The organism is Microbacterium sp. cx-55, from assembly GCF_021117345.1.
In the GTDB taxonomy this organism is placed as follows: domain Bacteria; phylum Actinomycetota; class Actinomycetes; order Actinomycetales; family Microbacteriaceae; genus Microbacterium.
The window spans coordinates 1,691,749-1,714,376 of the sequence record NZ_CP088261.1 but is presented as its reverse complement, the minus strand read 5'-3'; the positions used below and the strand labels follow the sequence as shown (position 1 = coordinate 1,714,376).

Sequence of the window (22,628 nt, the reverse complement as noted above, 5' to 3'; positions counted from 1 at the left end):
CTCGGCGGTGCGAATGGGTCGGCTGGACGGTCGCGTCGCGCGCGGTTCGCCGTGTCGCGCCGAGGAACGTCCGGGCTCCGTAGAGCAGGGCGGTGGGTAACACCCACCCGGAGTGATCCGCGAGACAGTGCCACAGAAAACAGACCGCCACGGTTTCGACCGCGGTAAGGGTGAAACGGCGGTGTAAGAGACCACCGGGGTCATGGTGACATGACCCGCAAGGTAAACCTCGCCCGGAGCAAGGTCAGACAGAGGATGTTGACGCGGCTCGCCGAGTCCTCGGGTAGGCCGCTGGAGCGGCACGGCAACGTGTCGCCGAGAGAGATGACCGTCCACGGGGTTCACGCCCCCGGACAGAACCCGGCGTACAGGCCGGCCCATTCGCCCCCTCGCCTCGGTTCACTTGCCCCATTTACACACCGCGACGAGCGTTTCGCGTGTATCTGAGGCAAGCGAAGCGGGGGGCTACGCGCCCGTGACGGTGCCGTCGAGCTCGGGCGACGCGCCGAGCGACAGCGCCGCGGCACCGATGATGCCCGCGTTGTTGCGGTGCACGGCCGGCACGATCGGCGTCCGCAGCTTCAGCAGGTGCAGGAACTTGTCGGCGTGCTTGGAAACGCCGCCACCCACGATGAACAGGTCGGGGCTGAAGAGGAACTCGACGTGGCTGTAGTACCACTGCAGCCGTGCGGCCCATTCGTCCCACTCCAGCTTGTCGCGCTCCATCGCGGAGTATGCGGCGTAGGCCTCCGCATCCTTCCCGTGCTTCGCGCGCTGCAGGTGTCCGAGCTCCGAGTTCGGGATGAGGACGCCGTCGTAGATCATGGCGGAGCCGATGCCGGTGCCGAGGGTCGTGAGAATCGTCAGGCCGCTGACGTCCTTGGCCGCGCCGAAACGCATCTCGGCGACGCCGGCGACATCCGCATCGTTGGCGAAGTGGATGTCGCGTCCGAGTCCCTGCTCGAAGAACTCCTCGGCGGGGAAGTCGATCCACTTGTCCGACACGTTCGCCGCCGACAGCGTGCGGCCGTTCTTCACGATCGCGGGGAATGCGACCCCGAGCGCGTAGTCCGAGTCCGACGCGCCGAGCGTCTCGAGCACGGAGCGAACCGCGACGAGAACGTCGTCGGGCTCGGCTCCCGCGGGGGTGGAGACCTTGACCCGGTCGCTGAGCAGCTGACCGTTCTCGAGATCGACGATGCCGCCCTTGATGCCCGTACCGCCGATGTCGATGCCGACCGCGCGGGTCTTCTCTGTAGCCATGCCTCCAGCCTATCCAGGACGACACGAGTCATCAGTAGGATCGACTCAGACAGCGAGGAGTTCGTGGTGAGCGAAGAGAACGAGAAGTACTGGTTCAATCTGACGACCGGTGAGGTCGAGCGCGGCTACGAGTCGCCTGCCATCGATCGTGCGGGCCCGTTCGATACCGCCGAAGAAGCGGCGAACGCTCCCACCCTCCTGAAAGAGCGCTCGCGCCAGTGGGCAGAGGACGACGCGGACGACGAGTGAGACGGAGCGCGTCCCCAGCGACGTGCCCCGCGCAATGACCTGCACCGGCTCGGCCGGTGGATGACGACACCGAACCGGCGATGCCGGCGGGCAGAGGGGAAACGATGGACAAGCAGCGGGACTTCGTGTTGCGCACGATCGAAGAGCGCGGCGTCAAGTTCGTCCGGCTCTGGTTCACCGATGTGATCGGCACCCTGAAGTCGGTGGCGATCGCGCCCGCCGAAGTCGAGGGAGCCTTTGCGGAGGGACTCGGTTTCGACGGATCGGCCATCGAGGGGCTCACCCGCTCCTACGAATCCGATCTGCTCGCACACCCCGACCCGACGACGTTCCACACCCTGCCGTGGCGCGGTGAGATCGACCCGACCGCGCGCATGTTCTGCGACATCACGACGCCTGACGGCGAGCCCGCCGTGGCCGACCCGCGGCACGTTCTGAAGCGCACGCTCGCGAAGGCGGCGGATGCGGGCTTCACCTTCTACACGCATCCCGAGATCGAGTTCTACCTGCTGAAGTCCTCGACCTTCGGCGCGGAAGGCCCCGAGCCGGTGGACTCCGCGGGCTACTTCGACAACGTCCCCGGAGGCACGGCGCACGATTTCCGTCGCCGGTCGGTGCGGATGCTGGAAGACCTCGGGATCTCGGTGGAGTTCAGCCACCACGAGGGCGGCCCGGGGCAGAATGAAATCGACCTCCGGTATGCGGACGCATTGACGACCGCCGACAACATCATGACGTTCCGCACCGTGATCAAAGAGGTCGCGATCGAGCAGGGCGTCTACGCGACGTTCATGCCGAAGCCACTGAGTGGTCAGCCCGGAAGCGGCATGCACACGCACATGTCGCTGTTCGAGGGCGACATGAACGCGTTCTACGAGGAGGGCGCTCAGTACCAGCTCTCGAAGGTCGGCCGTCAGTTCATCGCCGGGCTCCTGCGCCACGCGAACGAGATCTCGGCCGTCACCAACCAGTTCGTCAACTCCTACAAGCGTCTCTGGGGCGGCGACGAGGCTCCGAGCTTCATCTGCTGGGGCCACAACAACCGCTCCGCGCTCGTTCGCGTGCCGATGTACAAGCCCAACAAGGGCCAGTCGTCTCGCGTGGAGTACCGTGCTCTGGACTCCGCGGCGAACCCGTACCTCGCCTACGCGCTCATGCTCGCGGCCGGGTTGAAGGGCATCGAAGAGGAGTACGAGCTTCCCGCGGAGGCAGAAGACAACGTGTGGTCGCTCTCCGAGTCGGAGCGTCGTGCCCTCGGCTACGCGCCGCTGCCCGCGAGCCTCGACCAGGCGCTGCACTACATGGAGGATTCCGAGCTCGTCGCCGAAACTCTGGGCGAGCAAGTCTTCAACTACGTGCTCCTGAACAAGCGCAAGGAGTGGGCGGGCTACCGCTCGCAGGTCACGCCTTTCGAGTTGAAGAGCAACCTCGAGATGCTCTGAGACCGGCGTGTCCGGTCTCGATCGATCCTCCGCGCGGACCTTCCTGGTGCGGCTGGGGATCGGTGACGTCACGACAGCGCTCGACACGCTCGACGAGCTCAGCGAACTGCTGTCGGTCGAGCGGGGCGTACTCACGGAGGACCTCGGGCGGGCCGCTGATCCGGACGGGGCCCTCCGGGCGGTCGCCCGGATCGCGCGTCGCGCCCCCGATGTCGTGCGGCGCGTGATGGGCGATGCGCTGGAACGCCCGGCGCTCTGGGCGCTGCTCGGCGCCTCCGAAGGCTACGGGGACTTCTACTTCCGGCATCCGGAAGAGATCGACAATCTCGCCGGTGCCCGGGCGGGTCTTCCGACGCTCGACCTCATGCGGGCCGAACTGCTGGCGTCTGTCGGCGACGACAACGGGTTCGCGAGCGCCGGCGACGAAAGCGCCTGGTGCGCGCTGCGCATCGCGTATCGACGTATCGTCGCGCGGATCGCGGTCTACGACCTGTCGGCCGCGGACGCGGAAGCGGTTCTCGCGCCGGTCGCGGTAGCATTGGCGGATGCGGCCGCCGCAGCCCTCGAGGCATCGCTCAGCGTTGCCCGCACCCGGATTTCCCGGGGCCGCCCCGGCGGACTCTTCCCGCGCGAGCAGGTCGCGGCGACCCGCCTGGCGATCATCGGGATGGGCAAGACCGGCGCCCGAGAGCTCAACTACGTGAGCGACGTCGACGTGATCTTCGTGTGCGCGGCGGAGGACACGGAGCTCGAGGACTTCGGTGAGAGTCGGGTCATCGACATCGCCACGCGCCTCGCGGCGCAGACGATGCAGGGCATCTCGGGCGTCGAGATCGAGCCGCCGCTCTGGGAGGTCGACGCGAACCTCCGCCCCGAAGGGAAGCAGGGCGCTCTCGTTCGCACCCTCGACTCGCACCTTTCGTACTACGCACGCTGGGCGAAGAGCTGGGAGTTCCAGGCGCTCCTGAAGGCTCGCGCTCTCGCCGGCGACATGGCGCTGGGCGATGAGTACGTCGCCGCCGTGCAGCCCAAGATCTGGACGAGCGCGGCCCGCGAGAACTTCGTCGACAGCGTTCAGCGGATGCGGGAGCGCGTCACCGACAACATCCCCGCCGCTGAGCTCGCCTCGCAGATCAAGCTCGGGCCCGGCGGCATCCGTGACATCGAGTTCACGGTGCAGCTGCTGCAGTTGGTGCACGGGCTGACGGATGACCGCATCCGGCAGCGCGGCACGCTCGACGCACTCGAGGCGCTGGTCGCGGAGGGCTACATCGGCCGCGCGGAGGCGGCGATCTTCGCCCGGGACTACCGTGTCCTGCGCGTACTCGAGCACCGGATGCAGTTGCGCGCGCTGCGTCGTACGCACCTCATGCCCGACCGCCCCGATGACCGGCGGATCCTCGCGCGGGCGAGCGGGTTCGCCACGACCGGGCAGGGGATCTGGGAGCTCTGGGAGGGCGTGAAGCGCGAGGTGCGCGACATCCACGTGCGGCTGTTCTATCGCCCGCTGCTGTCGGCGGTCGCCTCGCTGCCGGAGGGGGAGCGGACCCTTTCGACGGGGCAGGCGCATGACCGGCTCGCGGCGATCGGATTCCAAGACCCGGCCGGCGCACTGCGCCACATCGGTGCGCTCACCAGCGGTCTGAGCCGCAAGGCCACCATCCAGCGCCACCTCATGCCGATCATGATCCGGTGGTTCGCGGACGGCGTCGACCCGGATTACGGCCTGCTGTCGTTCCGGCGGATCAGCGAGCGGCTGGGGAACACGCCGTGGTTCCTCCGGCTGCTGCGGGATTCGTCTGCGGCGGCGGAAAGTCTCACGCGCGCGCTTTCGGGCTCCCGGTACATCGGGGAGCTGATGGAGTGGATCCCCGAGTCCGCCGCGTGGCTCGACGATGACGATCTCCTCCGACCTCGATCGGGCCAGGCGCTGGAGGAGGAAGCCCGCGCCATCCAGACCCGACACGACACGATCGAAGACGCCATGCGCTCCGTGCGAGCGCTGCGCCGGCGTGAGCTGCTGCGCACCGCGATGGCTGCGGTCGTCGGCGTGCTGACGATCGAGGAGCTCGCGGACGCACTGACGACGATCACCGAGGTCACGATCCAGGCGACGCTCCGGGCCGTTCGACGCGAGGTGGTCCCCGCCGAAGACAAGGCGCTCGATTTCGCCGTGATCGCCATGGGCCGTTTCGGCGGGCGAGAACTCGGGTTCGGTTCGGATGCCGATGTGCTGTACGTGTACCGGCCGAACGGGGTGGATCCGGAGCGAGCGCACGCGCTCTCACTGAAGCTCGTGGCGGGCCTGCGAACTTTCTCCGAAGACCACCGTGTGCCGCTCGACCTGGACGCGGACCTTCGCCCCGAGGGACGCAACGGTCCGCTCGTGCGTTCGCTCGAGTCCTACGCGGAGTATTACGGACGCTGGTCGCTGTCGTGGGAGGCGCAGGCGCTGCTGCGCGCGCGGGGCGTGGCGGGGAGCGTTTCTCTGATCGCGGCGTTCACCTCGCTGGCGGATCGCGTGCGATACCCGGTGCGGGCCGATGCGCAGGGCCTGCGTGAGATCAAACGCATCAAAGCGCGCGTCGAGAGCGAGCGCCTGCAGAAGGGCGTCGATCCTGCGCGGCACCTGAAGCTCGGGCCGGGTGGGCTCAGCGACGTCGAGTGGCTCGTGCAGCTGCGTCAGCTCGAGCATGCGCACGCGCACCCGGGCCTGCGCACCACGTCCACCATCGCGGCGCTCGAGGTGCTGGGCGCGACGGGGCTGCTGCCGGAGACCGACGTTCCGCGACTCCACAACGCGTGGCGGCTCGCCAGTCGGTTGCGCTCGGCGAACACGTTGCTCTCCGCGCAGACGAGCGATGTGCTGCCGACGGATCGGCGGCGGCTCGATGGCATCGGCCGGCTCCTCGAGTACCCCGAACGTTCCGCGAGCGCCGTCGAGGAGGACTGGATGCGGGTCTCCCGCGTGGCCCGTCGAGTGTTCGAGAAGCAGTTCTACGGCTGACCCGCCGCGCCTGGCGTGCGTAGGCGCACGACCGGTCGGCATACGCTCGTCGGGTGCGTCATCCTCACTCCCTTACGTTCACCGTCGCGGATCCAGCGTCGCTTGAGGGCCGCGCGATCCTGACCCGCTTCTTCGAGGATCTCGTCGCGAGCTACTGGGGGCGACCGGCGACGTCTGCGGAGGTCACCCGGGCGATGCGAAACGAACCGAGCGATGACCTGCGAGACGGCACGGGGTTCTTCCTCCTCATCCGAGATGACGACCGCATCATCGGATGCGGGGGAGTGCGCCTGATCGATGAGACCACGGGAGAGGTCACTCGGGTGTTCGTCGCGCCGGAGGCGCGCGGCTCGGGAGCGGGCCGCGCGCTCCTTCAGCAATTGGAGTCCGCGAGCGCGCAGCGGGGTCTGCGGCGCCTCCGGCTCACTGTTCGAGAGGACCTTACGCCGACGCGGAGCCTCTACGAAGCGTGCGGATACGGGGCGGTCGAATCGTTCAGCACGTCGCCGTACGCCGACCACTTCCTCGCCAAGACGATCGGCACGAGTGAACCTCAGGCCTGAGGAGGCGTGATCGGCTCGATGAGCACGGCCGTGCCGTACGCGCAGAACTCGGTGAAGTTGCCGATGGCGCCCGAGTCGAAGCGCATCGCGACGACAGCGTTCGCGCCGCGCTGCTGGGCCTCGGTCCACATCCGCTGCATGACTTCGAACCGCGATTCGTAGATCACCTTCGTGTACTCGGGCATCTCACCCCCGGCGAGTGACCGGAAACCGGCGGTGAAGTTCTGACCGAAGTTCGCGGAGCGAACGGTGAGCCCCATGACCTCTCCGAACACCTGCGTGATCCGGTAGCCCGGAACGTCATTGGTGGTGACTGCGAACATGTTCGACCTCGAATCTCGTCGTGCGTCCCCGGCGGACGCGGGCGTTGATGACGGAACGATCGTAAGGGGCGGCGGGCGTCCCGTGTGCGCGACACAGACATGAGAAGAGCCCGCCAGCTGAGTGCTGGCGGGCTCTTCTCACACGGGCGTCAGACGCCGAAGTACAGCTCGAACTCGAACGGGTGCGGACGAGCCGCGAGCGGCTTGATCTCGTTCTCGATCTTGTACTCGATCCACGTCTCGATGAGCTCGGGCGTGAACACGTTGCCGCGGGTCAGGAACTCGTTGTCGGCACGCAGCGCCTCGAGCGAGTCGAGCAGCGAGTTCGGAACCTGCGGAATGTTCTTCGCTTCCTCGGGGGGAAGCTCGTACAGGTCCTTGTCGACCGGCTCGTGCGGCTCGATGCGGTTCAGGATGCCGTCGAGGCCAGCCATCATCTGGGCAGCGAACGCGAGGTACGGGTTGCCCGAGGCATCCGGTGCACGGAACTCGATGCGCTTGGCCTTCGGGTTCGAGCCGGTGATCGGGATGCGGATCGCCGCGGAACGGTTGCCGGCCGAGTAGACCAGGTTGACCGGAGCCTCGTAGCCCTTCACCAGACGGTGGTAGCTGTTCAGCGTCGGGTTCGTGAAGGCGAGCACGGCGGGCGCGTGGGCGAGCAGGCCGCCGATGTACCAGCGAGCGAGGTCGGAGAGTCCGCCGTAGCCCTTCTCGTCGTAGAAGAGGGGCTTGCCGTCGAGCCACAGCGACTGGTGCGTGTGCATGCCGGAGCCATTGTCACCGAAGAGCGGCTTGGGCATGAAGGTCGCGACCTTGCCCCACTGCTCGGCCGTGTTCTTCACGACGTACTTGAACTTCAGGATGTCGTCGGCCGCGTGCACCATGGTGTCGAAGCGGTAGTTGATCTCCTGCTGACCGCCGGTGCCCACCTCGTGGTGCGAACGCTCGAGGAGCAGGCCCGCCTCGATCAGCTTGAGGCTGATGTCATCGCGGAGGTCGGCCGTCTTGTCGACGGGTGCGACGGGGAAGTAGCCACCCTTGTACGGGGTCTTGTTGGCGAGGTTTCCGCCTTCTTCGGAGCGGCCCGTGTTCCAGGCGCCCTCCTCGGAGTCGACCGAGTAGAAGCTTGCGTTCTGCTTCACCTCGTAGCGCACGTCGTCAAAGATGTAGAACTCCGCCTCGGGGGCGAAGAACGCCGTGTCGGCGATGCCGGTGGAGGCGAGGTACTTCTCGGCCTTCTTGGCGACCTGACGCGGGTCCTTCGCGTAGATCTCACCGTTGCGCGGGTTGTAGATGTCGAAGATCATGACGAGGGTCTTCGCCTCGCGGAACTGGTCGACGTACGCCGTCGAGACGTCCGGAATCAGCTGCATGTCCGACTCGTGGATGTTCGCGAATCCTCGAATCGAGGAGCCGTCGAACAGCTGGCCGACCGTGAAGAATTCTTCATCGACGGTAGCGGCGGGGATGTTGAAGTGCTGCTGCACACCAGGGAGGTCCGTGAACCGGATGTCGAGGAACTTGACGTCCTCGTCCTTGATGAACTTGAGCACCTCTGATGAATCACTGAACATGGGGACTCCAGAGGTAGGGCATTCGGGATTCCGCCCGCCGAAGCGGGCCTGCCTTGACGCTATCGAGAAGGCATTGCTCGCCAGTGTCCCATATGTTTCCGGCAGGTTACGCCTCGATGGTTAGGCTCGTGTCATGGCTGAAACCCCGCTCGAATCCCGTTATCCCGGCGAGCGGTTGGGGCTTCCGGCGACAGGATCGGGGTCGGTGGCCCGGGTCGGACGCCGCATCGGCGCTCTGGCGATTGACTGGGCCTGCGCCGTCATCGTCTCGGTGGCCTTCTTCGCTTACGACTCCCTGGCGACGATCGCGATCTTCGCGCTCGTGCAGATCGTCTTCATTCCCACTCTGGGAGGCAGCCCGGGGCACCGGCTGCTCGGAATGCGGCTCGTCCGCCTCGGCGGCAGCTGGATCGGGGTCTGGCGCCCGATCGTGCGCACCGTGCTTCTGGTGCTCGTGATTCCTGCCGTCGTCTGGGATCCCGATCAGCGGGGACTGCACGACAAGGTCGTCGGCACGGTGCTCCTCCGCGCGTAAGCCCGCGGCGGAGTTCGGGGGCGTCGCGCACGGCGAGTGCTCCGTCCTGCGCGAACGGCAGGGGCGACGCACGTGCGATAACTCCTCCACATCGAGTGTTCGACGGGCGGGATCGGCTCCGAGTACGGACTTCTGAGGGAGTTGCAGTGAGGACCCGGCGGCAAGACGCCTTGGCTGTTCGTCGCGGAAGCCGCGATCAGCGGGGACGCGGCGCGCGAACCTTGGTGGGGTCGATCCCCTTCGGGATCGGCATCGATGCCAGGGACTGCGACACGGACTCGATGCGCTTGATGACCGCGGCCATCGTGGTGCGGTCGATCTTCTTCGGCAGCGCCTTGATGGTCGAGGCCAGCTTGGCGATCGGCACTTCGTCGTCGCCGTGTCCGACGTAGATCACGGTCACGGGAACTCCGGACGCGACGCGCTGTGCCTTCGCACGCTCGTCGCCGACCAGGCGGGTGAGCCGGCCGCGGGCGCCCTCGCCGACGATGACGACGCCACCACGACCCACCGCGCGGTACACGGCCTCCTGGGTGCGGGGGTTCACACCGACGGGCATGTCGCCCGACTGCCAGTTGCGACCGAGCGAGGTGGACAGCACGTGCCCGGCGGCGCCCGGCATTCCGTCGATCTTCGTGTACATCGCGCTCGTAGAGAGGCGCGTCATGGTCATCAGAGACGCCAGCACTCCGAGGAGAAGGCCGGTGAAGCCCCACAGGATGACGCTCCACACGGCGACCGGCGGCACCAGGAAGCCGATGCCGACGCCGAGCGCGATACCGGCGAGCAGGATGCCGGCGAGCGCGAACGGCAACCAGCGGTAGGCCTCCACCGTGAACGTGTAGAGGGTCTTGAGCTGGGAGAAGAACCCGGGACGCTTCTCGGGTGCGGAACTGCGCGCTGCCATGTGTCCCAGCCTACCGTCGAGCGCTCGTCCTCTCCTCCCCAGGCGATGACCGTCGCGGGTTTTTCCCGGATGAGCTCCCGAGCGGGCTCCTCTGTCGCGACGTGGTCGAGGGTGGATGGATGACCGCATCCGTCCACACCACCCTGCTCCCGTTGCTCGACGAGCCGGTGCTGCGCGCTGTGCCGGCCGGTGCCGGGCCCTACCCGGGCGAGGTCATCGCGTGGGGGCCTCGACCGGCGACCCGCGTGCGTGCGGAGGACGCCGCATCCGATGCGCTCTGGAATGCCGCGGGCGAACACGTCGCGGCCGTCTGGGAGGTGCTCCGCACGACAGACGGTCATGCCGTGGTCCTTCCGCAGTGCACCCGCTCGGTCGTCGACCTCGCCGGCGACCGTCTCCGGGCGGGGCACCCGCTCTCACCCGGCGAGGTGGTGACGCTCGCGGTGAGCGTCGTCCGCGGAACCGTCGCCGAGTTCGCCGAGCACGGCAGCGCCGAGTGCCACGGCGAATGGTGGGTGGATGCGGACGGCGAGCCGCTCTTCGTGCACCGCCCCGACGCTCCGACTGCGGATGAAGCGGCCATCCAGGCCGTGCGCGCGATCACCGATGCGTGCGATCCGGATGCATCCGTGGTTCCCGCGCTCGACCGCGTCGGGCGCGCTCTTCTCGACGTGGAGCGTCTGCCGCAGGTGGCGGCGGCGCGAGAAGCCGATCTGTTCGCGCAGGCGTCCCCGGAGGCGATCGGCACTCAGGTATTGGCGCGTCGGGCCCGTCCGGCCTCGGAGTCGACCGGGCCGGCGGCCGCACCCGCCGATCGTCCGGCATGGCAACGACTCGCGTCGGCCGCGGACGCGGGTGTGGCGGAGATGGTGTCCCAGGCTGTGACGAGCGTGTGGCGCGCGGTGCGTTCACGCCCGCCAGGTGCGAAACGCTCGCGCCGAGGCGCGGTGCTCGCCGGACTCGCGTGCGCGGCCCTCGTGCTCGCGGCGGGTCTGCTCTGGCCGACCGGCGAGAGCGACCGTGAATCCGCGACTTCGACGAGCGCGCCATCGATGTACGCCGACACGGCGGCGGATGCCGGCACATCACCCGCACCGGATGAGCCGGCGGCCCCGGCACCGGAGGCGCCCGCCGCGCCTGCATCGCCGCAGAAATCCGACGACGCGGTCATCGCCGTCGGAGCGCTGTTGGATGCGGCGCGGGACTGCGGGGGAGACGTGGGGTGTCTGCGGCCGTTGCTCGACGAGGACGGGGCGCTCGCGGGCGACGGCAGCGCCGGTTACGCGGAGGGGGCCGCGTTCGCCGACGACGCGTCACGGCAGCTCAGCCTGTTGGACGACGTCGGCGGGCTCGTGCTGGTGCGTGCCGACGATGCGACGGGAGTGCGCCCGTCACAGGTGGTGGCGGCGGTGCGCGGAGAAGAGAAATGGGTGCTGCGCGACATTCACGATGTCGCGCAGCACCCGGGGTGATGCAGAGGTGTCGAGCCTCAGATTCCGAGAACGCCCGCGAAGTCGGCTGCCTCGAGGCGGGACTTCATCGCCGAGAGGAAACGGGCCGCATCCGCGCCGTCGATGATCCGGTGATCGTACGAGAGCGCCAGGTAGACGTAGGAGCGCACCGAGATGGCATCCTTTCCGTCGACCGAGACGACGCCCGGACGCTTCACCACGACACCGAGGCCGAGGATCGCCGACTGGGGAAGGAACACGATCGGCGTGTCGAACAGCGCGCCGCGCGAACCGGTGTTGGTCAGCGTGAACGTGCCACCCGCGAGCTCGTCGGGCTTCAGCTTGTTGTCGCGGGTGCGTGCCGCGAGGTCGGCGATCTCGCGAGCGAGCTGCGCGATGTTCTTGTCGCCGGCGTCACGCACGACGGGCGTGAGCAGACCGCGCTCGGTGTCGACGGCGATCGAGATGTTCTCGGATGCCGGGTACACGATCTTGTCGCCGTCAACGGTCGAGTTGACGATCGGGTACGCCTGCAGCGCCTCGATCGCGGCAATCGCGAAGAACGGCAGGAAGGAGAGCTTGTCGCCCGTCTTCTGCTGGAACTCGCCCTTGACCGCGTCGCGGTAGTTCGCGAGCTTCGTCACGTCGACCTCGACCACGGTCGTCAGCTGGGCTGTGGCCTGCATCGACGCGACGGCACGCTCGGCGATGACCTTGCGCAGACGCGACATCGGCTGGGTGGTGCCGCGCAGCGGCGACACCTCGAGTGCCGGTGCGGCGGGAGCAGCAGGCGCGGCCGGAGCAGCAGTGGGAGCGGGCTTCTCCGCAGCCTTGAGCACGTCTTCCTTGCGGATGCGGCCACCGACACCGGAGCCGGTGACCTTCGCCAGGTCGACACCCTGCTGCTGAGCGAGGCGGCGAACCAGCGGCGTGACGTACGCGCCGCCATCATCGCCGGATTCGGTCGTCGCGGGTGCAGCGGCGGCCGGAGCCGGAGCGGGTGCAGCGGCCGGAGCCGGAGCGGGTGCAGCGGCCGGAGCCGGTGCCGCGGGCGCAGCCTCGGCCTCTTCCGCCTCGACGGGCTTCTCGGTCGACGGTGCCTCGGGTGCCGTCTCGGCGACCGGTGCCTCCGCGGCGGGCGCCTCGGCCGGGGCAGGAGCGCCATCGCCGATACGAGCGAGGGGGCTGCCGACGCTGACCGTCTCGTCCTCCTGGACGAGGATCTCCTGCAGCACACCGGCGAACGGCGCGGGGATCTCGGTGTCGACCTTGTCGGTCGAGATCTCGAGGAGCGGCTCGTCGACGGCCACGTCATCGCCCACGGCCTTCAGCCAGCGGGTGATGGTTCCCTCGGTCACGCTCTCGCCGAGCTCGGGGAGCACGACATCGCGGCCGCCGGATGCTGCCGGGGCAGCCGCTGCGGGCGCCGGTGCCGCAGCCGGGGCTGCGGGCTCGGGGGCCTTCTCGGGCTCCGGAGCCGCGGCGGGCTCTTCGGCGGCGGGCTCGGGGGCCGCAGGCGCGGCGGATGCGCCGGAGCCATCGCCGATCTTGACCAGAACGGCGCCGACCTCGACGGTGTCGTCTTCCTGGACGAGGATCTCTTCGATCACTCCGCTGACCGGCGACGGGATCTCGGTGTCGACCTTGTCGGTCGAGATCTCGAGCAGACCCTCGTCTACCTCGACCGTGTCGCCGACGTTCTTGAGCCAGCGGGTGACCGTTCCCTCGGTGACGCTCTCTCCGAGCGCGGGGAGGACCACGGAAGTGCTCATGGGATTTGCTCCTTTGAAATGCGAATTCTTGTCTAGCTTAGTGATGCCGTGCGATCAGAGGACGTGCAACGGCTTGCCGGCCAGGGCGAGGAATGCCTCGCCCAGCGCTTCGCTCTGAGTCGGATGTGCGTGAATGAACGGGGCGATGTCCTCGGGGTGCGCGTCCCACCCGACGACGAGTTGCGCTTCGGAGATGAGCTCTCCGACGCGCGGTCCGGCGAGGTGCACGCCGATGACGGGGCCATCGACGCGGCGGATGACCCGGGCGGTGCCGGATCCGCCGATGATCTCAGTGCGGGCGTTGCCGGCCAGGTTGTAATCGACGGCGGCGATGCCGTCTTCTCCGAAGCGCTCGACCGCCTGGGCTCGGGTGAGCCCGACCGAGGCGAGTTCGGGACTCGTGTAGACGACCCGCGGGACGAGCTCATCGGACACCGGCACGGGATGCTGGCCCGCGATGCGCTCGGCGACCTGAATGCCGTGCTGGAATCCGCGGTGCGCGAGCTGCGGTCCGGCGACGACATCGCCGACCGCCCAGATTCCCGGCGCCGTGGAGCGAAGGTCCGCATCCGTCACGATGAAGCCGCGGTCGATCTGCACGCCGGCATCTTCGAGTCCGAGACCCGCGGTGACGGGAGCGCGGCCGACCGCGACCAGCAGGTAGTCGGCGTGCAGCTCGTCTCCGCCCTCGAGCGCGACCGTGACACCCGTGTCGGTCTGCGCCACCGATGCGAATCGCGCGCCGAGGCGGGTCTGGATGCCGCGCTTGCGGAAGGCGCGCGCGAGCTGTGTACGCAGCGCGTCGTCCTCGGTGGGGACGAGGTGGTCCAGTGCCTCGACGATCGTCACCTCGGCGCCGAGCGAACGCCAGAGGCTCGCGAACTCGACTCCGATCACGCCGCCGCCCAGCACGATGACCGAGCCGGGGATCTCATCGAGCGCCAGCGCCTGCTCGCTCGAGAGCACTCGCCCGGAGATTTCGACGCCGGGCAGCGTTCGCGTCTGCGCGCCGGTGGCGACGATGATGTCGGATGCGGTGATCTCGACGTCTCCCGCGCGCACTCGGCCCGGCGCGACGACCGTGCCTTCTGCGATCACGGTCTCGACTCCGCGGGCGCGGAGGAGACCCTCCAGGCCCTTGTACTTCTTCGCGACGATGCCTTCGCGGAACGCGTGCATGCGCGGCACGTCGAAGCCCTGCAAATCGGCCAGGACGCCGAGTGAGGTCGCTTCGCGCACGGAATCGGCCGTCTCCGCGACGTGCAGGAGCGCCTTCGTCGGGACGCAGCCGCGGTGCAGGCACGTTCCGCCGACCTTGTCTCGTTCGATGATCATGACCCGCTTGCCGAGTTCCGCCGCACGCAAGGCCGCGGCGTAGCCGCCGCTTCCGCCGCCGATGACGACGATGTCGGTTTCCACCTCAGGCCTGACCGGTGAGGAGCTCGATGAGGCTTCGAACCGTTGCGCCGGTCGGGCCCTTCTCGGTGAAGCCGTAGCCGCCGCCCTTGTTCATGCCGACACCGGCGATGTCGAGGTGCACCCAGGGGATGCGCGGTGCGTCGGCGTCATCGCTCGCGCGTCCGACGAAACGCTGCAGGAACAGACCCGCGAACAGCGACCCGCCCGCCGGGTCGCCGATCTTCGCGTTCACCATGTCGGCGATCGGCGAGTCGAGGTCGTCCTCCATGTGCGGGGGCAGCGGCAGTCGCCACGCCAGTTCGCCGGCCCGTTCGGATGCCGCGAGGTACTCGGCGACGGCGGCGTCGTCGCCCATGACTCCCGCGTGACGGTTGCCGAGCGCGACCGTGATCGCGCCGGTGAGCGTGGCGACATCGACGATCAGGTCGGGGTGCTCGCTGCTCGCCGCGACCAGGCCATCGGCGAGGACGAGTCGACCTTCTGCGTCGGTGTTGAGTACCTCGACGGTCGTGCCGTCCTTGATGCGCAGCACGTCACCGGGGCGGATGGCGCGTCCGGAGGGCATGTTGTCGGCGATGCAGAGCCATGCCGTGACGTGCACGGGGGCGCCGAGTTCTGCGGCGGCGACGAGGACGGCGAGAGCGGTCGCGGCCCCGCACATGTCGTACTTCATGCCGACCATCGACGACGCCGGCTTCAGCGACAGCCCGCCGGTGTCGAAGGTGATGCCCTTGCCTACGAGCGCGACATGCCGCGAGGCCCCCTCGGGCGCATAGTCGAGACGCACGAGACGGGGCGGGCGGTCCGATCCTTGACCGACGCCGAGGATTCCGCCGTAGCCCTCGGTGCGGAGGTCGCTCTCGTCGAGCACGGTGATCTCGACCGGGAGGTCCGAGACGACCTCGGCGGCCCGCTGTGCGAAGTCCTCCGGTCCGAACCACTCGGCCGGGATCGAGACGAGGTCCTTTACGAGCGCCGTCGCCGAGGATGCGACCTGCGCGACACGCAGGTCTTCGTCGGAGCCCTCGGCGTGGATGGTGACGGTCGCGGCGCGCTTCTTTGCGCCGTCGGCTTTGTACCCCTCGAAGCGGTAGCCGCCGAGACCGGCGCCCTCCGCGAGGGCACGCGCATTCCCTGTGACACCCGGCGCGATGACGCTGACGGTATCGAACCCGATGAGCGAGCGGATGCCGGCGCCGACGGCGAAACGCAGGGCGTCCGCATCCGGTGCGGATCCCGTGCCGACGACCGCCACCGGGACGTTCTCGAGGCCAGGGACGAGGACACGCTGGAACACGCCCGGGGCGCCGGAGAATCCGACGGCTTCGAGTGCCGTGCGGATGGCGGGCCAGTCGCCGTCCGGCGACGTGGATTCGAAAAGGGATGCGTCGAGCGGCGGCAGGGCGAGCAGCACCGCGTCCGCGGTGGTCTCGTTCAGGGGCGCCGAGGTGAAGTGGAGTTCCGGATGCGGCATGACTCCATCCTAAGGACGGTGCCCGCGCGGAGCCCGCCCCCACCACGCCTCGTACCATTGGGGTATGCCCTGGAACCCGTCGCTCTACGCCGACGCAACCGACGCGCCTCCCGTGCCCGTCGGCCTCCCGCTCGTCGTGATGCTCACCGGCTTCACGGACGCGGGGTCTGCGGTCTCCCAGACGATCTCTTACTTGCGCGACGAACTGTCGCCGACGGTGCTGCGCCGCTACGAGAACGATCTGCTGCTGGACTACCGTGCGCGCCGCCCCACGGTGGCGTTCGAGGAGGACCACCTCACCGATTACATTCCGCCGAGGCTCGAGCTCGCGCTCGCACACGATGCGCTCGGCCAACCGTTCCTCGTGCTGACCGGGTACGAGCCGGACTTCGCCTGGGAGGCCTTCACCGCATCCGTGGTGGCAGCCGCGGCCGAGTACTCGGTGGCGACGGTGACGTGGGTGCACTCGATCGGAATGCCGGTGCCGCACACCCGTCCGCTCGGTGCGACGGTGTCGGGCACCCGCGCCGAGCTCGCGGAACTGCACTCGGTCTGGAAGCCGCGCACGCAGGTGCCGGCCACCGCCGGACACCTTCTCGAGTACCGCTTGGCGGAGGCCGGGGCGGCCGTCGCCGGTTTCGTGCTCCTCGTGCCGCACTATCTCGGCGACGCCGAGTACCCCGCATCCGCCATCGCGGCGCTCGACAGCGTGACCGCGGCGACCGGTCTCGTGTTCACCGTCGATGATCTGCGTGCCGACAACGAGGAATTCCTCGGCAAGGTGTCCCAGCAGATCGAGGCGAGCGACGAGCTCACGACCATGCTGCAGAACCTCGAAGAGCGCTACGACGCGTACATGGCGGGGGCAACCCAAGCGTCGCCGCTGCTGCACGAGGCGGATCTGCCGAGCGCCGACGAGATCGCTGCGGAGCTGGAGAAGTTCCTCGCCACCGGGTCGCACGACGACGACTCACGCGGGCCGGCATTCGGCTGACCCTGTGGAATAGCGGTGGTCGCCGCGACGTTTACCCGATGACCGGGTGCCGCGTCAATGCTGTGTCCGGGGTATGCGACAATAGAGGACCGACCCGTTGTCAATCGGGGACGTTTAGGCGTCCTCGAGACTTGACAAGGGTCTTACTAGTGTCCGAGACCGACCGTGGTGCTGATCCGCGGTGAAAGGCGAACCGTGACTCCAGTTACGAAGACCGACACCCGCTCGCGGACGGCAGCCACGACGGCTGAGTCCGACGGCGTCGTCGCCGAGGAGGTCGCCGCGGCGCCCGCGGCCAAGACGCCGGTAAAGAAGACCCCCGCGAAGAAGCCCGCCGCCAAGACGGCCGCGAAGCCCGCCGCCAAGGCAGCGGCGAAGGCGCCCGCGAAGAAGGCTCCCGCCAAGAAGTCCGCCGCCAAGGGCGAGGACGAGGAAGAATTCGACGACGAGGTCGAGATCGACGAGGCCGCACCCGAGGTCGACGAGACGGATGCCGATGAGACGCCCGAGGCGCCGGCCGCGGCCGTCGCGAAGCCGACCGATTCCGACGAAGACTCGGAAGAAGAGGGCGCGAAGCCCGTCGCCGAGCCCCTGCCCGCGGGTGCGATCGTCATCTCGTCGAACGACGAGGACGACGTTCCCGTCTACTCCGCGCAGATCACCGGCGCGACGGCCGACCCGGTCAAGGACTACCTGAAGCAGATCGGTAAGGTCCCGCTCCTCAACGCTGCCGAAGAGGTCGAGCTGGCGATGCGGATCGAGGCGGGTCTGTTCGCCGAAGAGAAGCTCTCGAAGATGTCTGCGGCGGAGAAGTCCAAGCAGCTCGGTCTCGACCTGCAGTGGGTCGCGCGCGACGGTCAGCGCGCGAAGAGCCATCTTCTGGGCGCGAACCTCCGCCTCGTGGTCTCTCTCGCGAAGCGTTACACGGGTCGCGGGATGCAGTTCCTCGACCTGATCCAGGAGGGCAACCTCGGCCTCATCCGTGCCGTCGAGAAGTTCGACTACACCAAGGGCTTCAAGTTCTCGACGTACGCGACGTGGTGGATCCGTCAGGCGATCACCCGCGCGATGGCCGACCAGGCGCGCACCATCCGCATCCCGGTGCACATGGTCGAGGTCATCAACAAGCTCGCCCGCGTGCAGCGTCAGATGCTGCAGGACCTGGGCCGCGAACCCACGCCGGAAGAGCTCAGCCGTGAACTCGACATGACCCCCGAGAAGGTCATCGAGGTGCAGAAGTACGGCCGCGAGCCCATCTCGCTGCACACCCCGCTTGGTGAAGACGGCGACAGCGAGTTCGGCGACCTCATCGAAGACACCGAGGCTGTCGTTCCGGCGGACGCCGTCGGGTTCACCATGCTGCAGCGCCAGCTCGAGTCGCTCCTCGATTCGCTCTCGGAGCGCGAAGCCGGAGTGATCCGGATGCGTTTCGGCCTGGGCGACGGCCAGCCGAAGACTCTCGACCAGATCGGCGACACGTTCGGCGTCACGCGCGAGCGCATCCGTCAGATCGAGTCGAAGACGATGGCCAAGCTCCGCCACCCCAGCCGCTCGCAGTCTCTGCGCGACTACCTGGAGTGATCCGGGCGTGACGGGAAGCAGCATCCGTTATGTGCCGGCGGTTCTCGCCGGCAAGCTCGCCCGCTTCGCGACGCGTTTGCGCGGGGGAGGCTCCGCCTTCCCCGGGCACCTCGCCAATCGCTTGGCGCCGAACCTGCTGAGTTCGCTCGGCGGCCAGTTCCGTTACGGCGTGGTGTTCGTGCTGGGCTCGAACGGGAAGACAACCACCACGCACATGGTCAGTGAGATCCTGCGCGCCCACGGGCTGCGCGTCTTCACGAACCCGACCGGGGCGAACCTGCCGCAGGGCGTGACGAGCGCTCTGCTGGCCGATGCCACGCTCACCGGCCGCGTGCGCGCCGACGTGGCGGTCCTCGAAGTCGATGAAGGATTCGCCGCAGAGCTCGCCGACATCCTGTCGCCGCGTGTCATCGTGGCGCTCAACGTTCAGGTCGATCAGCTGTACCGGTTCTACGAGACCGAGCGCGTCGCCGACATGATGCTCGACGCAGCGCGACGCGCAGACGTCCGCGTCGTGATCAACCGTGACGATCCCTACCTCAGCAAGATCGACGAGTCGACGTTGAAGGCTCCGGTCTCGTTCTTCGGTGCGTCGCGCGACGTGGTCGGTGCCTCCGCGCATGGCCTCGTCAACGCGACCGACACGCGCAGCGGCGAGGCGGGGGCGCGTGAGCGCGCGGCGGAGTCCGAGGTCGTCTCCGTGGACGGCCGGTCCGTGACCCTGTCTCTGGAGGGCGACGAGTTCTCCCTCACTCTGCCCGCTCGCGGCCTGCACTACGCCGTCGATGCGGCGGCCGCGGTCAGCGTCGCGCGGCATGTGCTCGGCGACGAGTTCCGCACGGAGGCTGCGGCACAAGGATTCGCGCGGATGACTCCCGCGTACGGGCGCGGCGAGCTGGTGCCCCTTCGTCGCACCGGTGACGAGCAGGTCGAGTTCGTGATGTTCAAGAACGGCCCGAGCCTGCAGCTGAACGTCGACGCGCTCGACGGCGCTCCCGAACGTCTCCTGATGGCGATCGACGAGGGCACGCCCGACGTCTCCTGGTTGTACGACGTCGATCTGACCGGCCTCGACCATGTCGACGTCGTGTCGGGTGAGAAGGCCCACCAGATTGCGACACGGCTCGCGTATGCGGGTATCCCGATCGGCACGGTCGAGCCCGACATGGAGAAGGCCGCGGCGATCATGCGCGGCTTCGCGCCGACCGCCGGCGGACGCCAGGTGTGGTTCGTGAACTACGAGCTGATGATGATCGGCCGCCGCATCCTCGGACACGGCGACCAGGAGGTGGCACGGCGATGACCGCGATCCGAATCGTCCAGCTGTACCCCGACCTGCTCGGGGTGACCGGAGACCGCGGCAACGTCGAGGTGCTGGCGGCGCGCGCAGCGCTGTCGGGTCACGAGACCGAGGTCGTCCTGGTCGGTCGCGGTGAGACCGCGCCCGACACCGCCGACATCGTCGTGATCGGAAACGGTCCGCTCTCGGCGCTCCGCGTCGTCGGCGACGACCTCCACGGGCGACGTGACTGGCTGGCGGCGCAGCTCGCGTCCGGCGGCGTGGTCTTCGCTGTCGGCGGCGGCGCCGAGTTGCTGAGTACAGGAATCGATCTGCTCGATGGGACGGCGATCGAGGGCCTGGGGCTGCTTCCGGCGCGGGTCGCTCGCACCCGTCAGCGTCGTGTCGGGTACGTGGTGGCCGAGACGGTCACCGGGCGACTCGTCGGCTTCGAGGATCACGCGTCCGAATGGACCCTGGCGCCGGATGCGGACCCCGCCGTGCGGTACGGGAAGGTGATCGCCGGTAACGGGGGATTCGCGGACGGGTTCGAGTCCATCGCGATCGGCGGGCTGTACGCCACGAACGTGCAGGGTCCGGTGCTCCCGTTGAATCCGCCCCTGGCCGATGCGCTGCTGGCCCGGGCTTTCGCCCGACAGGGCGTCGAGTACGCGTCGGGTGTCGCCCACCGCGCCGTCGACGTGCACGCCGAGGCCGCTCGCGCCGAGATCGAACGACTCGCCGTGAACAAGCGTTTCAACGCGATTCAGCTCTGAGGCCCGCGTGTCCACGGATGCCGACCCGCGCGCCCGCGTCTTCGCGACGGCGATCATCGCGAATGTCCGCGCGAGTGGGGGATCAGTCGTGGACGTGCGCCGCGACGCACGCGGGCACGGAGTCGCCGACGTCGCTGCCGTCCTGCTCGAGAGCACCGACGTGCTCCTGTTGGCGGATTCCGCTGACCTCGCGCGTCACGATCTGAGCAACCCGAGGATCCTGACGTCCGGCGTGCTGCCCGATGTCGCGCCCGCGGTCGCCTTCGGCCTCCAGCCGGGTACGCGCCCCGCGCTCAGCCTGTGCGGCACGGTGCTCGCCGTCAAAGATCTGAAGGCGGGCGAGGGCGTCTCGTACGGCTACACCTTCCGCACTCTCCAGGACACCCGGGTCGCCCTCGTCACCGGCGGGTACGCGCAGGGAATCCCGCGCTCGCTCGGCAACCGAGTGGCCGTGGGCGTGGGCGATGCGCGGCATCCGATCATCGGTCGGATCGCGATGGACGTCTGCGTGATCGACATCGGAGACGCGCGCGTCGCCCGCGGCCAGTCCGTCGTGTACTTCGGCGACCCGGAAGACGGCGCACCCGCGATCGATCGATGGGCGGCGGAGTCCGGTCTCACGGCACTCGAGATCGTCGCGGGCGTCGGCCTGCACACGCGCAGGGAGTACGTCCGTTGACCGCGATCCTGACCGTTGACCTCGATGCCTTCGCCCGAAATCTCCGGGTGGTCCGCGATCGCGTTGCGCCGGCCGAGCTGATGCTGGTCGTGAAGGACGATGCCTACGGTCTGGGTCTCGATGAGATCGTCACGGCCGCCGTCACCCACGGCGTCCGGTGGATCGGGGCGTTCGACGTTGCGTCAGGAGAGCGTGTGCGCTGCCGTGTCGGCGCGGACACCCGGATCTTCGCGTGGCGCGTCTCCGGGCTTCCCGACGCCCGTGCGGGCATCGCGGCGCACCTCGACCTGGGGATCGGCGATGCACTCGGTCTGGAGGATGTCGTCTCCGCGGCACGCGAGGCAGACGTCGTTCCGCGCGTGCATCTGAAGATCGATACCGGGCTGCACCGGAACGGCGTGCGACCCGAGGAGTGGGCGACGTTCGTCGGCCGCGCCGCGCAGTGCGCGAACGAGGGCATCATCGAGATCGCCGGGATCTGGAGCCACATCGCGGAAGCATCGGATGCGGAGGACGACGCCGCGCGGCGACTCTTCGAGGATGCGCTCGATACGACACGTGCGGCGGGAATCGCGCACCCCGTTCGTCATCTGTCGGCCAGCGCGGCATCGTTCGCGCGTCCGGAGTTCCGCTACGACCTCGTGCGAGTGGGGGCGTTCTGCTTCGGCATCCGTTCGGCGGGTGGCCCCCACGAGGCGGAACTCGGGCTCGTGCCGGTGGCGGCGCTCGATGCCACGGTCATCGAAGTGAACGACGACGAGATCGTCATCGACATCGGTTCTTCCGACGGCCTGCCCTCGTCGCTCGCCGGGAGATTCCCGGTTCGCACTCCCGCCGGCGCCCGCCGCATGACCGGTATCGGCGACCTCACCAGCACGGTAGAGCCGTGGGGCGAGGCACAGGCCGGCGACGTGGTCCGAATATACGGAGAGGGCGCCTCCTCACCGACCGACCTGGCCGAAACCATCGGATCGATCGGCGAGGAGATCGCCCTTCGTCTATCGCCGCTCGTGGAGCGGCGCTACCTCTGATCGAAGATCAGTTGGCGTCGACGAGACGCGCGGTCTCGTCGTGCCACGAGGTGGCAACGCTGCGGAGCTTCTCTTCGTACTTGCGCCCGTGGTGCGCGCAGAAGAGCAGTTCGCTGCCGTTGACCTCGGCGGCGATGTAGGCCTGGGCGCCGCACGAATCGCAGCGGTCAGCTGCGGTGAGGCGGTACTCGAGGACAGCGGTCTCTTCGGTGGGTGACGACATGGTGTTCATCGGGGACCTCCTCGGTGCGTCGTGCGGGGTGCGAGTCATGACATACAACCACGCGCTTCCGGGGTGCATGCCCCCGC

General features: G+C 68.5%; 20 protein-coding genes and 1 other RNA gene. 13 read left to right on the top strand and 8 right to left on the bottom strand.

Features of this window, described 5'->3' with window-relative positions:
• The first annotated feature begins 14 nt into the window (after window positions 1-14).
• An RNA gene (gene rnpB, locus LQ938_RS08025) (RNase P RNA component class A) lies at window positions 15-384 on the top strand.
• Window positions 385-465: 81 nt separating this feature from the next.
• Here rnpB and ppgK read toward each other — a convergent pair.
• Complete coding sequence (gene ppgK / locus LQ938_RS08020; protein WP_223721138.1) at window positions 466-1,263, bottom strand: polyphosphate--glucose phosphotransferase; 798 nt, start codon at window positions 1,261-1,263, stop codon at window positions 466-468.
• Window positions 1,264-1,329: 66 nt separating this feature from the next.
• Here ppgK and LQ938_RS08015 point away from each other — a divergent pair, with 66 nt between their 5' ends.
• From LQ938_RS08015 to LQ938_RS08000, 4 genes are all read left to right on the top strand, one after another.
• Window positions 1,330-1,512 carry an SPOR domain-containing protein gene (locus LQ938_RS08015; protein ID WP_223721139.1) on the top strand — a complete coding sequence of 61 codons (183 nt, stop codon included), beginning with the start codon at window positions 1,330-1,332 and terminating at the stop codon, window positions 1,510-1,512.
• Window positions 1,513-1,616: 104 nt separating this feature from the next.
• A complete protein-coding gene (glnA, locus tag LQ938_RS08010; protein WP_223721140.1) occupies window positions 1,617-2,954 on the top strand; it encodes a type I glutamate--ammonia ligase in 1,338 nt (445 codons plus the stop codon).
• 7 nt (window positions 2,955-2,961) lie between these two features.
• Window positions 2,962-5,961, top strand: a complete 3,000-nt coding sequence (locus LQ938_RS08005) for a bifunctional [glutamine synthetase] adenylyltransferase/[glutamine synthetase]-adenylyl-L-tyrosine phosphorylase (protein WP_223721141.1) — start codon at window positions 2,962-2,964, stop codon at window positions 5,959-5,961.
• Between the two features lie 53 nt (window positions 5,962-6,014).
• Window positions 6,015-6,524, top strand: a complete 510-nt coding sequence (locus LQ938_RS08000) for a GNAT family N-acetyltransferase (RefSeq protein ID WP_223721142.1) — start codon at window positions 6,015-6,017, stop codon at window positions 6,522-6,524.
• Here the strand turns inward: LQ938_RS08000 and LQ938_RS07995 are convergent.
• Together LQ938_RS07995 and glnA (LQ938_RS07990) are read right to left on the bottom strand one after the other, a co-directional pair.
• Window positions 6,515-6,847, bottom strand: coding sequence for a YbjQ family protein (locus tag LQ938_RS07995; RefSeq protein ID WP_223721143.1), 333 nt, complete (start codon window positions 6,845-6,847; stop codon window positions 6,515-6,517). The genes LQ938_RS08000 and LQ938_RS07995 overlap by 10 nt on opposite strands.
• A gap of 149 nt (window positions 6,848-6,996) precedes the next feature.
• Window positions 6,997-8,421, bottom strand: a complete 1,425-nt coding sequence (gene glnA, locus LQ938_RS07990; protein WP_223721144.1) for a type I glutamate--ammonia ligase — start codon at window positions 8,419-8,421, stop codon at window positions 6,997-6,999.
• A 133-nt stretch (window positions 8,422-8,554) separates the two neighbouring features.
• On the opposite strand from glnA (LQ938_RS07990), the gene LQ938_RS07985 reads away from it, so the two are divergent.
• Window positions 8,555-8,956 carry an RDD family protein gene (locus LQ938_RS07985; protein WP_223721145.1) on the top strand — a complete coding sequence of 134 codons (402 nt, stop codon included), beginning with the start codon at window positions 8,555-8,557 and terminating at the stop codon, window positions 8,954-8,956.
• Window positions 8,957-9,152: 196 nt separating this feature from the next.
• Here LQ938_RS07985 and LQ938_RS07980 read toward each other — a convergent pair whose 3' ends face one another.
• On the bottom strand, window positions 9,153-9,863 hold the full coding sequence (locus tag LQ938_RS07980) for a DUF4191 family protein (protein ID WP_223721146.1): 711 nt from the start codon (window positions 9,861-9,863) through the stop codon (window positions 9,153-9,155).
• Window positions 9,864-9,982: 119 nt separating this feature from the next.
• On the opposite strand from LQ938_RS07980, the gene LQ938_RS07975 reads away from it, so the two are divergent.
• Window positions 9,983-11,335: a hypothetical protein gene (locus LQ938_RS07975; RefSeq protein WP_223721147.1), complete on the top strand. Its 1,353-nt coding sequence runs from the start codon at window positions 9,983-9,985 to the stop codon at window positions 11,333-11,335.
• 17 nt (window positions 11,336-11,352) lie between these two features.
• On the opposite strand, the gene sucB is transcribed toward LQ938_RS07975, so the two are convergent.
• From sucB to LQ938_RS07960, 3 genes are read right to left on the bottom strand one after another with little or no spacing between them, the layout of a single operon-like run.
• The gene (sucB, locus tag LQ938_RS07970; RefSeq protein ID WP_223721148.1) at window positions 11,353-13,086 is read right to left on the bottom strand and encodes a 2-oxoglutarate dehydrogenase, E2 component, dihydrolipoamide succinyltransferase; all 1,734 of its coding nucleotides are present in this window, start codon (window positions 13,084-13,086) and stop codon (window positions 11,353-11,355) included.
• Between the two features lie 54 nt (window positions 13,087-13,140).
• Window positions 13,141-14,505 (bottom strand): dihydrolipoyl dehydrogenase, encoded by a 1,365-nt coding sequence (gene lpdA / locus LQ938_RS07965; protein WP_223721149.1) that lies wholly within the window; start codon window positions 14,503-14,505, stop codon window positions 13,141-13,143.
• Window position 14,506: 1 nt separating this feature from the next.
• A complete protein-coding gene (locus LQ938_RS07960) occupies window positions 14,507-15,979 on the bottom strand; it encodes a leucyl aminopeptidase (protein WP_223721150.1) in 1,473 nt (490 codons plus the stop codon).
• A 64-nt stretch (window positions 15,980-16,043) separates the two neighbouring features.
• On the opposite strand from LQ938_RS07960, the gene LQ938_RS07955 reads away from it, so the two are divergent.
• The 6 genes from LQ938_RS07955 (at window position 16,044) to LQ938_RS07930 (ending at window position 22,319) form a co-directional block, all read left to right on the top strand.
• Window positions 16,044-16,973: a proteasome assembly chaperone family protein gene (locus LQ938_RS07955; RefSeq protein WP_223721151.1), complete on the top strand. Its 930-nt coding sequence runs from the start codon at window positions 16,044-16,046 to the stop codon at window positions 16,971-16,973.
• A 195-nt stretch (window positions 16,974-17,168) separates the two neighbouring features.
• Window positions 17,169-18,554 (top strand): RNA polymerase sigma factor, encoded by a 1,386-nt coding sequence (locus LQ938_RS07950; RefSeq protein ID WP_223721152.1) that lies wholly within the window; start codon window positions 17,169-17,171, stop codon window positions 18,552-18,554.
• 7 nt (window positions 18,555-18,561) lie between these two features.
• On the top strand, window positions 18,562-19,857 hold the full coding sequence (locus tag LQ938_RS07945; RefSeq protein WP_223721153.1) for a MurT ligase domain-containing protein: 1,296 nt from the start codon (window positions 18,562-18,564) through the stop codon (window positions 19,855-19,857).
• Window positions 19,854-20,609: a glutamine amidotransferase gene (locus LQ938_RS07940; protein ID WP_223721154.1), complete on the top strand. Its 756-nt coding sequence runs from the start codon at window positions 19,854-19,856 to the stop codon at window positions 20,607-20,609. The genes LQ938_RS07945 and LQ938_RS07940 overlap by 4 nt, the downstream gene beginning before the upstream one ends.
• A gap of 7 nt (window positions 20,610-20,616) precedes the next feature.
• Window positions 20,617-21,288, top strand: coding sequence for an alanine racemase (locus LQ938_RS07935; protein WP_223721155.1), 672 nt, complete (start codon window positions 20,617-20,619; stop codon window positions 21,286-21,288).
• Entirely contained in the window at window positions 21,285-22,319 is a 1,035-nt protein-coding gene (locus tag LQ938_RS07930) for an alanine racemase (protein ID WP_223721156.1), read from the top strand. The genes LQ938_RS07935 and LQ938_RS07930 overlap by 4 nt, the downstream gene beginning before the upstream one ends.
• Window positions 22,320-22,326: 7 nt before the next feature.
• On the opposite strand, the gene LQ938_RS07925 is transcribed toward LQ938_RS07930, so the two are convergent.
• On the bottom strand, window positions 22,327-22,551 hold the full coding sequence (locus tag LQ938_RS07925) for a DUF7455 domain-containing protein (protein WP_223721157.1): 225 nt from the start codon (window positions 22,549-22,551) through the stop codon (window positions 22,327-22,329).
• Between the last annotated feature and the right edge of the window lie 77 nt (window positions 22,552-22,628).

What these genes read in the sequence shown, in the direction of transcription:
- LQ938_RS07960 (WP_223721150.1), bottom strand. Translation starts at nt 15,979, where the DNA reads ATGCCGCATCCGGAACTCCACTTCACCTCGGCGCCCCTGAACGAGACC.
- LQ938_RS07975 (WP_223721147.1), top strand. Translation starts at nt 9,983, where the DNA reads ATGACCGCATCCGTCCACACCACCCTGCTCCCGTTGCTCGACGAGCCG.
- LQ938_RS07980 (WP_223721146.1), bottom strand. Translation starts at nt 9,863, where the DNA reads ATGGCAGCGCGCAGTTCCGCACCCGAGAAGCGTCCCGGGTTCTTCTCC.
- LQ938_RS07955 (WP_223721151.1), top strand. Translation starts at nt 16,044, where the DNA reads ATGCCCTGGAACCCGTCGCTCTACGCCGACGCAACCGACGCGCCTCCC.
- ppgK (WP_223721138.1), bottom strand. Translation starts at nt 1,263, where the DNA reads ATGGCTACAGAGAAGACCCGCGCGGTCGGCATCGACATCGGCGGTACG.
- sucB (WP_223721148.1), bottom strand. Translation starts at nt 13,086, where the DNA reads ATGAGCACTTCCGTGGTCCTCCCCGCGCTCGGAGAGAGCGTCACCGAG.
- LQ938_RS07995 (WP_223721143.1), bottom strand. Translation starts at nt 6,847, where the DNA reads ATGTTCGCAGTCACCACCAATGACGTTCCGGGCTACCGGATCACGCAG.
- LQ938_RS07940 (WP_223721154.1), top strand. Translation starts at nt 19,854, where the DNA reads ATGACCGCGATCCGAATCGTCCAGCTGTACCCCGACCTGCTCGGGGTG.
- glnA (WP_223721144.1), bottom strand. Translation starts at nt 8,421, where the DNA reads ATGTTCAGTGATTCATCAGAGGTGCTCAAGTTCATCAAGGACGAGGAC.
- LQ938_RS07925 (WP_223721157.1), bottom strand. Translation starts at nt 22,551, where the DNA reads ATGAACACCATGTCGTCACCCACCGAAGAGACCGCTGTCCTCGAGTAC.
- LQ938_RS07985 (WP_223721145.1), top strand. Translation starts at nt 8,555, where the DNA reads ATGGCTGAAACCCCGCTCGAATCCCGTTATCCCGGCGAGCGGTTGGGG.
- glnA (WP_223721140.1), top strand. Translation starts at nt 1,617, where the DNA reads ATGGACAAGCAGCGGGACTTCGTGTTGCGCACGATCGAAGAGCGCGGC.